Below are 13,461 nucleotides of genomic sequence, written 5' to 3'. Positions count from 1 at the left end.
ACGACCAAAGGAGAACCACGATGACCGAGCAACTCATAATTTTCGACACCACCTTGCGCGACGGCGAGCAATCGCCGGGCGCCTCGATGACGCGCGACGAGAAGATGCGCATTGCCAAGCTGCTGGAGCGGCTGAAGGTCGACGTCATCGAGGCCGGCTTTCCCGCCAGCTCGAACGGCGATTTCGAGGCGGTGAAAGCGATTGCCAATGCAATCAAGGATTCGACGGTGTGCGGCCTCTCGCGCGCCAATGACCGCGACATCGCACGCGCCGCCGAGGCCCTCAAGGGCGCGGCCCGCGGGCGCATCCACACTTTCATCGCGACTTCGCCGCTTCACATGGAAAAGAAGCTGCGCATGACTCCCGACGAGGTGCACGAGCAGGCCAGGCTGGCCGTGCGCTTCGCCCGCAACCAGATCGGCGACGTCGAATTCAGCCCCGAAGACGGCTACCGCAGCGACCCGGACTTCCTGTGCCGCGTGCTCGAGACCGTCATCGCCGAGGGCGCCACCACCATCAACGTGCCCGACACCGTCGGCTACGCGATTCCCGAGCTCTACGGCAACTTCATCAAGATGCTGCGCGAGCGCGTGCCCAACAGCGACAAGGCCATCTGGTCGGTGCATTGCCACAACGACCTCGGCATGGCCGTGGCCAACTCGCTGGCCGGCGTGAAGATCGGCGGCGCGCGCCAGGTTGAATGCACCATCAACGGGCTGGGCGAGCGCGCGGGCAACTGCTCGCTCGAGGAAGTGGTCATGGCGGTCAAGACCCGCAAGGACTATTTCGGGCTCGATCTGCGCATCGACACCCAGCACATCGTGGCTGCGAGCCGCATGGTGAGCCAGACCACCGGCTTCGTGGTGCAGCCCAACAAGGCGGTGGTGGGCGCCAATGCCTTTGCGCATGCCTCGGGCATTCACCAGGATGGCGTGCTCAAGGCCCGCGACACCTACGAAATCATGCGTGCCGAAGACGTGGGCTGGGCCGCCAACAAGATCGTGCTGGGCAAGCTCAGCGGCCGCAATGCCTTCAAGCAGCGCCTGCAGGAGTTGGGGGTGGCCATGGACAGCGAAGGCGAGATCAACGCCGCCTTCCTGCGCTTCAAGGAGCTGGCCGACCGTAAATCCGAAATTTTCGACGAAGACATCCTCGCGCTCGTCAGCGCGGAGGAGGTGTCGAACGTTGGTGAGCGGTTTGCTTTCGTTTCTCTCTCCCAGCACAGCGAAACCGGCGAGCGCCCCCAGGCCAAGGTCGTTTTCACCGTCCAGGGCAAGGAAGTGACCGGGGAGTCCGATGGAAATGGCCCGGTTGATGCTTCCCTGAAGGCGATCGAGTCCCACGTCAAGAGTGGTGCCGAGATGGTTCTTTACTCTGTAAACGCCATCAGTGGCTCGACGGAAAGCCAGGGGGAAGTTACAGTCCGGTTACAAAACGCAGGGCGGGTGGTGAACGGTGTGGGTGCAGACCCGGACATCGTGGTTGCTTCGGCAAAGGCTTATTTGAGTGCGCTCAACAAGTTACAGAGCCAAGCTGAGAGAGTTGCGGCACAAGGTTAGGTTTTCAGGCGATCCTTGGTATTCGATTGAAGAAGAGGATGCAAGTAACTGATATTGCGTGCCTTTTTTGATTTCGATACACTGCGGTCCTCGTTTGTCGCCGCTGGAGATTTATTAATGCCTGAAGCCCGTCTCCGCCGAGTTTCCAGCCAGCGGTTTCTACCCGCACTCAAGTTCATCGCCGTTGCGTTCTGCGCCACGGCGTTTTTGCTGCCTGGCGCCCAGGCCGCTAAAAAAGAAAAGCCCGCCGCCTCCAAGACCGCTGCCGCCAAGAAGGGCGTTGTGCCGGTCGAGGTCAAGCGCACCGCGTCGTCCAAGACGGCTCGCGGCGCCGTCGCCAGCCGCGGCCGGGCCGAGAAGAACGAAAAAGTAGAAAAGGTCGTTCGTGGTGGCCGCAACGTGGTTGCCACCATCCACAAGAAGAACGGCAAGACCGTGGTGGCCGTCCAGCGCCGCTCGGTGGTTCGTGTTGAACAACCGGCGCGCCAGTCCTTCGGCCAGATGGCCGGCCTGCACGGCACCGAAGACTCGCTCGACCTGAAGTCGAGCGTCGCACTGGTGATCGACCAGGACACCCACGAAGTGCTGTTCAGCAAGAACGACCACGCCGTGCTGCCGATCGCCTCGCTCACCAAGCTGATGACTGGCCTGCTTATCAGCGAGGCGCATCTGCCGAATGAAGAGCTCATCACCATCACTCAGGATGATGTCGATACCGAAAAGCGCAGCAGCTCGCGCCTGACGGTCGGTACGACGCTGTCGCGCGGTGAACTGCTGCACCTGGCGCTGATGTCGAGCGAAAACCGCGCGGCGCACGCGCTGGGCCGTACCTATCCTGGTGGCCTGTCGACTTTCGTGAGCATCATGAACGCCAAGGCCAAGATGCTCGGCATGAAGGACACGCGCTACGTCGAGCCCACTGGCCTGTCGAGCCGCAACCAGTCGAGCGCGCAAGACCTGGCGCTGCTGGTCAACGCTGCCTATTCCGATGCCACGGTGCGCTCGCTGTCGACTTCGCCTGAATACCAGGTCGAAGTGGGCAACCGGATGCTGCAGTTCAACACCACCAACCGCCTCGTGAAGAGCCCGGATTGGGAAATCGGCGTGCAGAAGACGGGCTACATCTCCGAAGCCGGTCAATGCCTCGTGATGCAGGCCAAGGTGGCCGGCCGCAAGCTGATCATGGTGTTCCTGGATTCGGCCGGCAAGTTCAGCCGTATCGCCGATGCCGAGCGCGTTCGCCGCTGGGTCGAGGCCACGCACTCGATCTCTGGTACGCCTGCGGCTTCTTCGCGCAATGTGGGCTACCAGGTCGCTGGCTGATACCGGGCAACCTTGCCGCTCCAATGAAAACAGGCCCTTCGCAGGGCCTGTTTGCTTTTCGGGCTTCGCCTTGGATCAGGCGCCGACAGAAGGGGCGCCGTTCGCCGGTGTCGCCGCCACCCCGTCCTTGAACCCCAGGGCGCCCGAGATTTCATTGGCCGTGGCCTGAAGCTTGGGCAGCCAGCCTTCGTCCAGCCGATCGGCCGGAGCGGAAATGGACAGGCCCGCCACCAGCTTGCCCTGGTCGTCGTAGATGCCTGCTGCCATGCAGCGCACGCCCAATTCCAGCTCTTCGTTGTCACGTGCGATGCCGTACTGGCGCGCTTTCGACAGCTCGCGCTCGAGCGCGGGCAGTTGGGTGATGCTGTTGCGCGTGTGCCCGGCCAGCCCGGTGCGGGTGGCGTAGCTGCGCACCCGCTGCGGATCGTCCGCGGCCAGGAACAGCTTGCCGGTCGAGGTGAGGTGCAGGGCGGCGCGGCCGCCGATGGCGCGCACCACCTGCATGCCCGAGCGCTCGCTGTACGAGCGCTCGATGTACACGATCTCATCGCCCTGGCGCATGCTCAGGTTGACCGGCTGCTGCGTGAGCTTGTGCAGCTCGCGCATGGGCCCCAGCGCGGCGTCGCGCACGTTGAGCCGGCCCTTGACCAGGTTGCCCAGCTCCAGCAGGCGCATGCCGAGGCGGTAGCTGCCCGCCTCGGGCCGGTCGACGAAGCGGCCGACCGCCAGGTCGTTGAGGATGCGGTGCGTGGTCGACGGGTGAAGACCGGTCTTTTCGCTGATCTCCTTCAGCGAAATCGCCTCTTCGCGCGATGCCAGGACATCGATCAGCGCGAACATGCGCTCGATCACCTGGATCACGGGAACGGCGGGAATGTCTGATTGGTTTTTTCTCATGGCGCTTAGCGGTGATGACCGAGCGCCATTTTACCTTGTGAAATCGCCAGGCGCTTGCCAGCGGCCATCCACCAGTACTTCGTGCGGGGAAAAGCGCGCCTTGTAGTTCATCTTCGGGCTGTGCTCGATCCAGTAGCCCAGGTAGACGTGCGGCAGGCCCAGCTTGCGCGCCTGCTCGATCTGCCAGAGCACGCTGTAGGTGCCGTAGCCGGCGCTGGTGTCGGGCTCATAGAAGGTGTAAACGGCGGAAATGCCGTCGTTCAGCACGTCGAGGATCGACACCATCTTGAGCGCACCGGCGCTGCCGTCGGGCAGCGTTTCGCGGAACTCCACCAGCCGCGAGTTGACCCGGCTCTGCAGGAGGAACTGGGTGTACTGGTCGATGCTGTCGTGGTCCATGCCGCCGCCCGCATGGCGGCCGTTCTGGTAGCGAAGGTAGAGCTGGTAGTGCTCGGGCACGAAACAGAGCTTGAGCACCCGCGCCTGGAGGTCGGCATGCTGCTTCACCGCGCGTCGCTGGCTGCGCGTGGGGTGGAAGCTGTTCGCCAGCACCCGCAGCGGAATGCACGCGCGGCAGCCGTCGCAGTAGGGCCGATAGGTGAACATGCCGCTGCGCCGGAAGCCGCTGAGCACCAGGTCGGAGTAGGCGTCGTTGTGGATCAGGTGGCTGGGCGTGGCCACCTGCGAGCGGGCCTGGCGATCCGGCAGGTAACTGCAAGGATAGGGCGCCGTCGCGTAGAACTGCAGGGTGTGAAGCGGAAGGTCCTTGAGGTGCGTCACGTCGTCACATCGAAAGAAGGAGGTCGCGCGGAAAGGATTTCGGTCCAGTATACGGGGTCGAAACGCCACTGTGGCCCGTCCTCCCGCCGCGCGTGGGCCACATGGGCGACGAAGCGCCTGCGCGGCATTTCGCGGGCGCCCAGGCTCGCAAGGTGGGCCGTGTTCTGCTGGCAATCGATCATTTGCACGCCGAAGCGCCTGCAAAGCGACACCAGCGCCGCCAGCGCGATCTTCGAGGCGTCGGGCCGGCGGGTGAACATCGATTCGCCGAAAACCGCACGGCCCAGCGCCACGCAGTAGAGGCCGCCCGCCAGCTTGCCGTCGATCCAGGTCTCGACGCTGTGGGCATGGCCGGCGCGGTGCAAATCCGTATAGGCCCGCACCATGTCCGGAACGATCCAGGTGCCCGACTGGCCCGTGCGCGGCGAGCGCGAGCAGGCCTCGATGACGGCCCCGAAGTCATGGTCGATGCGCACCTCGCAGCCCGGCGTGTCCGCGAAGCGCGCCAGGGTTTTCCTCAGCGAGCGGTGCAGCCTGAAGTCGGCCACCTGGAGCACCATGCGCGGATCGGGGCTCCACCAGAGGATCGGCTGGTCTTCGCTGAACCACGGAAAGACGCAGTTGCCATAGGCCTGCATCAAAGTATCGACATCCAGAGCCCCTCCGGCCGCGAGCAGGCCGGGCACCGGGTCGGCAATGCCCCATGCCGATGCGGGATCGGGCAGCGCGTCTCCGGGTTCAAGCCAAGGCAGTTGTTGCATGTTCGTAGGTATACACGGCTTATCGAAAACTGAATCCAGTTGAGGGAAAATTGCGTACGCCCCAGGTCTGCCCAGCAGGCAGCGGCCTGGGCGTAGCGACCGCTGGCACGACACACCCACAAGACCCGTCGAAGACTATATAGTGCACAGCTTGAATTCGCCGCCGTACTCCCAGGTACCCGCGGCGGATCCGGCTGGCATCTGTTTCGCGCCGGGATCAGCACAAGAGGACCACGTTGACCACTGAACCCAATCCCACACGCTTCGGCAGCGGCCAAGCGGTGCGCAGACTCGAGGACGAAAGCCTGTTGGCCGGCGCCGGACGCTACACCGACGACGTCACGTTGCCAGACCAGGCGCACCTTGTCTTCCTGCGGTCTTCCTATCCCCACGCGCGCATCCGCGCCATGGACACCAGCGCCGCGGCCGCCATGCCCGGCGTGCTGTGCGTGATCACCGGGGCCGACATGGCGCAGGCCGGCGTCAAGCCGATGCCCGGCGCCGCCGGCTTCAAGCGCGCGGACGGCAGCGACAGCGCCAGCCCGCCGCGCCACGCAATGGCGCATGAACGCACCCGCTTCGTCGGCGAGGCCGTGGCGCTCGTGGTGGCCGACACCGTGCAGCAGGCGCGCGACGCCTGCGAAGCCATCATGGTCGACTACGAAGACCTGCCGATGGTGGTCGACCTGGCCAGCGCCACCGCCGAAGGCGCGCCGCAGTTGTGCGAAGAGGCTTCCGGCAACGTCGCCGCCGAAATGCGCCACGGCAGCAGCGAGGCTGCCACCGCCGCCTTTGCCAAGGCCAGCCATGTGGTGGCGCTCGATGTGAACAACCAGCGCGTGGTCGCGCTCACCATCGAGCCGCGTTCCGTGCTCGCGGCGCAAGACAACGAAACCGGCCGCCTCACGATCCGCATGAGCACGCAGATGCCCTCCGGCGTTCGCGATTCGCTGTGCGCGGCCATCGGCCTGCCCAAGGAAAAGGTGCGCGTGGTCGTGGGCGACGTGGGCGGCGGCTTCGGCATGAAAACCGGCGCCTACCCTGAAGACATCGCGGTGGCGTTTGCCGCGCTGCAGGTCCATCGCCCGGTGAAATGGGTGGCCGACCGCAGCGAAGAATTCCTGTCGAGCGCGCACGGCCGCGACATAGAGGCCCGCGCCGAGATGGCGCTGGATGCCAACGGCAAGATCCTGGCGTTGCGCATCAAGACGCTCGCCAACGTGGGCGCCTATGCCACCGGCACCGGCGTGGCCATCCAGCTGCTCATCGGCCCCTGGGTGCAGACCAGCGTCTACGACATCCAGACCATCGACTTCCATTTCAAGGCGGTGCTCACCAACACCGCGCCCACCGGCGCCTACCGCGGCGCGGGCCGCCCTGAGGCCATCTTCACCATCGAGCGGCTGATGGACGAGGCCGCGCGCCAGACCGGCATCGACCGCATCGCGCTACGCCGGCGCAACTTCATCCGCCCCGAGCAGATGCCGTACAAGAACCCGATGGCACAGACCTACGACACCGGCAACTTCGAGTCGGTGATGGACCAGGCGCTGATGCTGGCCGACTGGCAGGGCTTCGAGGGCCGCGCCGCCGCGTCCGCCAGCCAGGGCAAGCACCGCGGCCTGGGCATTGCAACCTTCCTCGAATGGACCGGCGGCAACGTGTTCGAGGAGCGCGTGACCGTCTCGGTGCAGGCCGAGGGCGTGATCGAGGTGTTCTCGGCCGTCAACGCGATGGGGCAGGGAATTGCCACCTCGCTCGCGCAACTGGCCGTGGACGCCTTCGGCGTGCCCATCGACAAGGTGCGCGTGGTGCTCGGCGACACCGATCGCGGCGACGGCTTCGGGAGCGCCGGTTCGCGTTCGCTCTTCACCGGCGGATCGGCCGTGCGCATCGGCGCGGAACGCACCATCGACAAGGCGCGCGAACTCGCGGCGCAGGAGTTCGAGGCGGCCGTCGACGACATCACCTACACGCGCGGCGTCTTCATGGTGGCCGGCACCGACCTGGAGCTCGACCTGTTCACGCTCGCCGGCAAGCAGCCGGACCGCGAAATCTTCGTCGACTCCACCAGCACCGTGGCCGGCCCGACCTGGCCCAACGGCTGCCACATCTGCGAGATCGAGATCGATCCGCCCACCGGCGAAATCAGCGTGGTGGCCTACAGCTCGGTCAACGACGTGGGCCGCGTCATCAATCCGATGATCGTGCGCGGCCAGCTCGAGGGCGGCGCGGTGCAGGGCATCGGGCAGGCGCTCTACGAGCAGGTGGTGTACGACCACGAAACCGGCCAGCCCGTTACCGGCAGCCTGATGGACTACGCAGCGCCGCGCGCCGACATCGTCGACACCATGTTCAACATGGAAATGGACGAATCCACGCCTTGCAAGAACAACCCGCTGGGCGTGAAGGGCGTGGGCGAACTGGGCACCATCGGCGCCACGCCGGCCATCGTGAACGCAGTGGCCGACGCCTTCGCGCGCAACGGGCTCGCCACCCGCGCGCCTCGGCTGCACATGCCGCTGAGTCCGGCGCGTGTCTGGCAGGCGATGCAGACGGTCGATTGAGCAATCGTTTTCGTGGGGCAGAAAGGCGCCTGCCGTGCTTGTCACCACTGAAGCAAAGACCGATGCGATCAGCGTCTCCAGCTACCGCTGCGACGCGGGGCCCGAGGCACGGCCCTTCACCGAACTGCACGAGGGCTACTCGGTCTCTTACGTGCGCAAGGGCAGCTTCGGCTACCGCACGCGCGGCCATGCCTACGAACTGGTGACCGGCTCGGTGCTGGTCGGGCGCCCCGGGGACGAGTACGTCTGCACGCACGACAACCACGTGTGCGGCGACGAGTGCCTCGCGTTTCATCTGTCCCCCGGTTTCGTCGACCTGATCGGCGGTGACTCGAAGACCTGGCGCGTCGGCGGCCTGCCGCCACTGGCCCAACTGGTGGTGATCGGCGAACTCGCCCAGGCCGCAGCCGAAGGGCAGGGCGACGCGGGCCTGGACGAACTCGGCATGTGGTTCGCGAGCCGCTTCGTCGAAGTCGTGTCCGGCCGCCGGAAGTCGGTGCCGCCGTCCACCGCGGCGGCGCGAGACCGTCGCCGGGCGGTCGATGCAGCCATGTGGATCGACGCCAATTCGCCGCATGACATCGACCTCGACGGCGCGGCGGCCGAGGCTGGGCTGAGTTCCTTCCACTTCCTGCGCCTGTTCTCGCAGGTGCTGGGCGTCACGCCGCATCAGTACCTCGTGCGCTCGCGCCTTCGCCGTGCCGCACGCCTGTTGGCCGAGGACGACGCCCGCCCCGTGACCGAGATCTCGCTCGACGTGGGCTTTGCCGATCTCAGCAATTTCGTGCGCACCTTCCACCGCGCGGCTGGCGTGTCGCCCAGCGGCTTTCGCAAGGCGGCGCGGGGAGATCGCAAGATTTTCCAAGACCGCATCGCGGCGCTTCTCGATGATGAACGCCTGATCCAGCCATCGGGCCGGGTCGCATCACTCTGAAGCGAGGCAGAACATGGCCACCATCTGCAAGGAATTCATCGTCGAAGCGGACGCCGCCCAGGTCTGGGATGCGTTGCGCGACTTCAAGGCGGTGCACGTGCGGCTCGCGCCGGGCTTTCTCGCGGGTTGCACGATCGACGCCGAAGGCGCCCGCGTGCTCACCTTCGCCAACGGCCTCGTGGCGCGCGAGGTGCTCGTCGGCATCGATGAAGCGCATCGGCGGCTGGCCTACACCGTCGCCGGTGGCAAGGCCAGCCATCACCACGCATCGGCGCAGGTGTTCGCGGAAGGCCCAGGGCGCTCTCGCTTCGTCTGGATCACCGACGTGCTGCCCGATGCGATGGCCGCGTACATCGAGCCGATGATGGCGCAAGGCGCCGCCGCGATGAAGGCGGCGCTCGAAGCGCAGGCCGCCTAGAAGTCTTCGAGCGGCAGGCCGACGTAGTTCTCGGCCAGCGAGGTGGAGGCCGCGTGCGAATGCACGAGGTAGTCGAGTTCCGCCTCCTGGATCTTCTGGCCGAAGGCGCCTGTTTCCGGAAAGCGGTGCATCAGCGAAGTGAACCACCACGAGAAGCGCTCGGCCTTCCACACGCGGCGCAGGCACAGGTTCGAATAACGGTCGAGTGCAGAAGCCGATTTCTCGCGATAGAAGATTTCCAGCGCACGCGAGAGATAGCCCACGTCGGCGGTCGCGAGATTCAGCCCCTTGGCACCGGTCGGCGGCACGATGTGCGCCGCGTCGCCCGCCAGGAACAGCGAGCCGAAACGCATCGGCTCGGCGACGAAGCTGCGCAGCGGCGCGATGCTTTTCTCGATCGACGGGCCGGTCACCAGCCGCTCGCGCGCCTCGGGGTCCAGGCGTGCGCGCAGTTCGTTCCAGAAGGCCTCGTCGCTCCAGTTTTCCACGCGCTCCTCGGTCGGCACCTGCACGTAGTAGCGGCTGCGCGTGGCGCTGCGCATGCTGCACAGCGCGAAGCCGCGCTCGGTGTTCGCGTAGATGAGTTCGTGCGACACCGGCGGCACGTCGGCCAGCACGCCGAGCCAGCCGAAGGGGTAGATCTTTTCGTAGGTCTGGATCGCATCGGCCGGCACGCTCGCGCGGCTCACGCCATGGTAGCCGTCGCAGCCGGCGATGAAGTCGCACTCGATCTCGTGCGTCTGGCCGTCCTTTTCGTAGCGCACGCGCGGCTTGCTCGAATCGAAGTCGTGCAGGCTGACGTTGGCCGCGCTGTAGACGGTGGTCAGGCCTTCGGCCTCGCGCGCTTCCATCAGGTCGCGCGTCACTTCGGTCTGGCCGTACACCGTGACCTGCTTGCCGCCCGTGAAGCCGTGCATGTCGATGCGATGGCGCGCGCCCTTGAAGAGCAGCTCGATGCCTTCGTGCGGCAGGCCTTCGGCCTTGGCCCGCGCGTCGACGCCGGCGCGTGCCAGCAGGTCCATGGTGACCTGTTCGAGCACGCCGGCGCGGATGCGCCCGAGCACGTAGTCGCCGCTCTGGCGTTCGACGATGACGTTGTCGATGCCTGCCTTGTGCAGAAGCTGACCGAGCAGAAGTCCGGCGGGGCCGGCGCCGATGATCGCGACCTGGGTGCGCATGTTCGTGTCTCCGAGAGGGTTTCACGGAGCGTAGGGCGCGGCCGCCCCTCTGTGGCGGCGGCGCGCGATGCTCTGTGCGATCATGCGAACGCGTGCGCGATGATCGCGCAACACTTCGAGCAAACGACGAACCGACGACGAATGACCATCGCCAGAGCCGACTTCATCGAGGGCATCGCCAAGGGAATGGCGGTGCTCGAGAGCTTCGACACGGAGCGCCAGCGGCTCAACGCCACGCTGGCCGCAGAGCGCGCCGGCCTCACGCGCGCCGCGGCTCGCCGCCATCTGCTGACGCTGGCACACCTGGGCTACCTGGAAACCGACGGCAGCTATTTCTGGATGGCGCCGAAGGTGCTGCGCTTCTCCGGCAGCTATCTCGCGTCGTCGCGCCTGCCGCGCGCCCTGCAGCCCACGCTGAACCGGCTGGCGGCGCAGACGGGCGAGTCTTTCTCGGCGGTGGTGCTCGACGGCGAAGAGGTGGTCATCGTCGCGCGCAGCGGCAATTACGGCACGCCGACGCGCGTGCTGGCCTACGGCCTGCACCTGGGCGCACGGCTGCCGGCCCATGCCACCTCGACCGGCCGCGTGCTGCTGGCTGCGATGGCGCCGACCGTGTTCACGCAATGGCTCAAGGGTCGTCATCTGGCGCGCCTCACGCCCCAGACCGTGACCCAGGCGCGCGGCCTGCGCCAGCTGGTTGCCCGCGCCCGCAAGGACGACTATTGTTTTGCCAGCGAGGAACACGAGCTGGGTGTGCAGGCGCTGGCGGTGCCGCTGCGCGACATGCAGGGCCACACGGTGGCGGCGTTGAACGTGGTGCTGTCGGGCACGCGCTACCAGGAAGAGGCCCTGCAGCGCGACATGCTGCCGCTATTGTTCGAAGCCGCGCGGGAAGTGCGTTCGTTGCTCTGACGCGTCCTTCGATCTGAACTTTAGCGAAGGCCCAAGCCTCGAATCCCCGAAACGGACACAACCATGCGACTCCTCCTCCTAGAAGACGATGTGATGATCGGCGAAGCCGTGCTCGACCTGTTGCGTGCCGAGCAGTACGCGGTGGATTGGGTGAAAGACGGCGAAGCCGCGGAGTCGGCGCTGCGCACCCAGCAGTACGACCTGGTGATGCTCGACCTGGGCGTGCCGCGACGCGACGGGCTCGAAGTGCTGCGCAACCTGCGCGCGCGCAAGCAGCGCATGCCGGTGCTCATCGCCACCGCGCGCGACTCGGTGCAGCAGCGCATAGAAGGGCTCGACGCCGGCGCTGACGACTACGTGCTCAAGCCCTACGACCTCGAAGAACTCCTGGCCCGCATCCGCGCCTTGCTGCGTCGCGCGGCGGGCCGTGCCGAGCCGGTGTACGAGCACATGGGCGTGAGCATCAACCCGGCCACGCGCGAGGTCTCGGTGGCCGGCCAGCCGGTGGTGCTGTCGGCCCGCGAATGGGCCGTTCTGGAGCCGCTGCTCGCACGGCCCGGCATGGTGCTGTCGCGCGCCCAGCTCGAGGAAAAGCTCTACAGCTGGAAGGACGAGATCAGCAGCAACGCGGTGGAGGTGTACGTGCACGGCCTGCGCAAGAAGCTCGGTGCCGAGCTGATCCGCAACGTGCGCGGCGTCGGCTACATGGTGCCGAAGGTATGAGGCGCAGGCTGACCGGTTCCCTGCGCGCGCGGCTGTTGTGGTTCCTGCTGGCGGCCATCGTGCTGGCGGCCAGCGCGCAGGCGCTGGTGGCGTACCGCACGGTGCTTGCCGAAGCCGACGACATCTTCGACTACCACATGCAGCAGATGGCGCTGTCGCTGCGTGCCGGCCTGCCGCCGAGCGCCGCGGTCGGCGGTATCGGCACGGGCGAGCAGAACTTCGATTTCGTCGTGCAGGTGTGGACCGCCGACGGCGTGCGCATTTTCGAATCCGCCGAAGAGGCGGCGCTGCCGCAGCTCGCGGTGCTGGGCTTTGCCGACGTGCATGCGCGCGGCACCACGTACCGCGTGTTCTCGATGCAGACGCGCGGGCTGGTGATCCAGGTGGCGCAGGACATGGCCGCGCGGCGGCACATGGCCGGCTCGCTCGCATTGCGGACCATCGCGCCGGTGGCGCTGATGGCACCGCTGCTGATGCTGGTCGTGTGGTGGGTGGTGAGCCGCTCGCTCGCGCCGGTGGCGCGGGTGCGCAAACAGGTGGCGTCGCGTCAGGCAGACGACCTGTCGCCGGTGAGCGAGGAAGACCTGCCGGAAGAAGTGCGCCCGCTCGTGCAGGAACTGAACCTGCTGTTCGGCCGGGTGCGGCATGCCTTCGATGCGCAGAAGCACTTCGTCGCCGATGCCGCGCATGAACTGCGCTCGCCGCTGGCCGCGTTGAAGCTGCAGGTGCAGGGGCTGCAGCGCGCCCCCGACGGCGCGTCGCGCGACCTGGCCGTGAGCCGGCTGGTGGCGGGCATCGACCGTGCCACGCGCCTCGTCGAGCAGATGCTTGCGCTGGCCCGCCACGAGGCCAGCATGGCGTCCGGCGCCACGCCCGAGCCGGTCGATCTTTCCGAGGTGGCGCGGCTCGCGGTGTCCGACGCGGTGGCCGCGGCGCAGGCGCGGGGCATCGACATCGGCATCACCCATGCCGATGCTGCCGTCGTCAGCGGCCAGTCCGAGGCGCTGCGCATGCTGCTGCGCAACCTGCTGGAAAACGCCGTGAAGTACACACCCGTCGAAGGCCGGGTCGACATCGCCATCGCCAGGCGCGACGACGCGGTCGAACTCAGCGTCGACGACAGCGGCCCCGGGCTGCCCGAGGCCGAGCGCGAACGCGTGCTCGACCGCTTCTACCGCTCGGGCGAAACCCAGGCGCCCGGCAGCGGGCTGGGCCTGGCCATCGTCAAATCGATTGCCGAGTTGCACGGCGCGACCGTGGCGCTCGACGCCTCGCCGAGCCTGGGCGGCCTGCGGGTGCTGGTGCGCTTTCCGGCCCACGCCTGAGCCCTTTTTCGGGTGGGGCGTCGTTTAAGCGGCGCTTAAGTCAGTGCGGCGACATTCCTTTCATCGTGTTGCGTGCATACGCCT

13 protein-coding genes are annotated in these 13,461 nt (G+C 66.7%); 8 read left to right on the top strand and 5 right to left on the bottom strand.

Translation table 11 applies throughout. The features are described 5' to 3' along the window. Window positions 1-20 precede the first annotated feature (20 nt). Entirely contained in the window at window positions 21-1,559 is a 1,539-nt protein-coding gene (locus L3V85_RS20210; protein ID WP_237674509.1) for a 2-isopropylmalate synthase, read from the top strand. Here L3V85_RS20210 and L3V85_RS20205 read toward each other — a convergent pair. Continuing rightward, the gene (locus L3V85_RS20205; RefSeq protein WP_237674508.1) at window positions 1,556-1,858 is read right to left on the bottom strand and encodes a hypothetical protein; all 303 of its coding nucleotides are present in this window, start codon (window positions 1,856-1,858) and stop codon (window positions 1,556-1,558) included. The genes L3V85_RS20210 and L3V85_RS20205 overlap by 4 nt on opposite strands. Here L3V85_RS20205 and L3V85_RS20200 point away from each other — a divergent pair. Further along, window positions 1,842-2,882: a serine hydrolase gene (locus L3V85_RS20200; RefSeq protein WP_237674507.1), complete on the top strand. Its 1,041-nt coding sequence runs from the start codon at window positions 1,842-1,844 to the stop codon at window positions 2,880-2,882. The genes L3V85_RS20205 and L3V85_RS20200 overlap by 17 nt on opposite strands. Before the next feature lie 75 nt (window positions 2,883-2,957). On the opposite strand, the gene L3V85_RS20195 is transcribed toward L3V85_RS20200, so the two are convergent. The 3 genes from L3V85_RS20195 to aat are packed head-to-tail and all read right to left on the bottom strand — an operon-like array spanning window position 2,958 to window position 5,320. Continuing rightward, window positions 2,958-3,779, bottom strand: coding sequence for an IclR family transcriptional regulator (locus tag L3V85_RS20195; RefSeq protein ID WP_237674506.1), 822 nt, complete (start codon window positions 3,777-3,779; stop codon window positions 2,958-2,960). A gap of 30 nt (window positions 3,780-3,809) precedes the next feature. Beyond that, a complete protein-coding gene (locus L3V85_RS20190; RefSeq protein WP_237674505.1) occupies window positions 3,810-4,559 on the bottom strand; it encodes an arginyltransferase in 750 nt (249 codons plus the stop codon). Next, a complete protein-coding gene (gene aat / locus L3V85_RS20185) occupies window positions 4,556-5,320 on the bottom strand; it encodes a leucyl/phenylalanyl-tRNA--protein transferase (RefSeq protein ID WP_237674504.1) in 765 nt (254 codons plus the stop codon). Before aat ends, L3V85_RS20190 begins: the two co-directional genes overlap by 4 nt. Before the next feature lie 236 nt (window positions 5,321-5,556). Between aat and L3V85_RS20180 the strand changes: the two genes are divergently transcribed. Genes L3V85_RS20180 through L3V85_RS20170 form a run of 3 tightly spaced genes read left to right on the top strand, consistent with a single transcriptional unit; the run spans window position 5,557 to window position 9,239 of the window. Then, the gene (locus L3V85_RS20180) at window positions 5,557-7,887 is read left to right on the top strand and encodes a xanthine dehydrogenase family protein molybdopterin-binding subunit (RefSeq protein WP_237674503.1); all 2,331 of its coding nucleotides are present in this window, start codon (window positions 5,557-5,559) and stop codon (window positions 7,885-7,887) included. A 34-nt stretch (window positions 7,888-7,921) separates the two neighbouring features. Then, on the top strand, window positions 7,922-8,821 hold the full coding sequence (locus tag L3V85_RS20175) for a helix-turn-helix domain-containing protein (protein WP_237674502.1): 900 nt from the start codon (window positions 7,922-7,924) through the stop codon (window positions 8,819-8,821). Between the two features lie 13 nt (window positions 8,822-8,834). Beyond that, window positions 8,835-9,239: an SRPBCC family protein gene (locus tag L3V85_RS20170; RefSeq protein ID WP_237674501.1), complete on the top strand. Its 405-nt coding sequence runs from the start codon at window positions 8,835-8,837 to the stop codon at window positions 9,237-9,239. On the opposite strand, the gene pobA is transcribed toward L3V85_RS20170, so the two are convergent. After that, entirely contained in the window at window positions 9,236-10,417 is a 1,182-nt protein-coding gene (gene pobA / locus L3V85_RS20165) for a 4-hydroxybenzoate 3-monooxygenase (protein ID WP_237674500.1), read from the bottom strand. The two genes, L3V85_RS20170 and pobA, sit on opposite strands and share 4 nt — an antisense overlap. Window positions 10,418-10,558: 141 nt before the next feature. On the opposite strand from pobA, the gene L3V85_RS20160 reads away from it, so the two are divergent. The 3 genes from L3V85_RS20160 to L3V85_RS20150 all read left to right on the top strand — a co-directional run bounded on the left by L3V85_RS20160 (window position 10,559) and on the right by L3V85_RS20150 (window position 13,377). Then, window positions 10,559-11,329, top strand: a complete 771-nt coding sequence (locus L3V85_RS20160; protein ID WP_237674499.1) for an IclR family transcriptional regulator domain-containing protein — start codon at window positions 10,559-10,561, stop codon at window positions 11,327-11,329. 63 nt (window positions 11,330-11,392) lie between these two features. Further along, window positions 11,393-12,052 (top strand): response regulator, encoded by a 660-nt coding sequence (locus L3V85_RS20155; protein ID WP_237674498.1) that lies wholly within the window; start codon window positions 11,393-11,395, stop codon window positions 12,050-12,052. Further along, window positions 12,049-13,377, top strand: coding sequence for an ATP-binding protein (locus L3V85_RS20150; protein WP_237674497.1), 1,329 nt, complete (start codon window positions 12,049-12,051; stop codon window positions 13,375-13,377). Before L3V85_RS20155 ends, L3V85_RS20150 begins: the two co-directional genes overlap by 4 nt. Window positions 13,378-13,461 lie beyond the last annotated feature (84 nt).

Source organism: Variovorax paradoxus, assembly GCF_022009635.1.
Lineage (GTDB): Bacteria > Pseudomonadota > Gammaproteobacteria > Burkholderiales > Burkholderiaceae_C > Variovorax.
The sequence above is the reverse complement of the archived record's forward strand: the minus strand, read 5'-3'. Positions and strand labels throughout refer to the sequence as shown.

Excerpts from the sequence above, each read along its gene's own strand:
- L3V85_RS20210 (WP_237674509.1), top strand. The coding sequence starts at position 21 with ATGACCGAGCAACTCATAATTTTCGACACCACCTTGCGCGACGGCGAG.
- L3V85_RS20195 (WP_237674506.1), bottom strand. The coding sequence starts at position 3,779 with ATGAGAAAAAACCAATCAGACATTCCCGCCGTTCCCGTGATCCAGGTG.
- aat (WP_237674504.1), bottom strand. The coding sequence starts at position 5,320 with ATGCAACAACTGCCTTGGCTTGAACCCGGAGACGCGCTGCCCGATCCC.
- L3V85_RS20170 (WP_237674501.1), top strand. The coding sequence starts at position 8,835 with ATGGCCACCATCTGCAAGGAATTCATCGTCGAAGCGGACGCCGCCCAG.
- pobA (WP_237674500.1), bottom strand. The coding sequence starts at position 10,417 with ATGCGCACCCAGGTCGCGATCATCGGCGCCGGCCCCGCCGGACTTCTG.
- L3V85_RS20160 (WP_237674499.1), top strand. The coding sequence starts at position 10,559 with ATGACCATCGCCAGAGCCGACTTCATCGAGGGCATCGCCAAGGGAATG.
- L3V85_RS20155 (WP_237674498.1), top strand. The coding sequence starts at position 11,393 with ATGCGACTCCTCCTCCTAGAAGACGATGTGATGATCGGCGAAGCCGTG.
- L3V85_RS20150 (WP_237674497.1), top strand. The coding sequence starts at position 12,049 with ATGAGGCGCAGGCTGACCGGTTCCCTGCGCGCGCGGCTGTTGTGGTTC.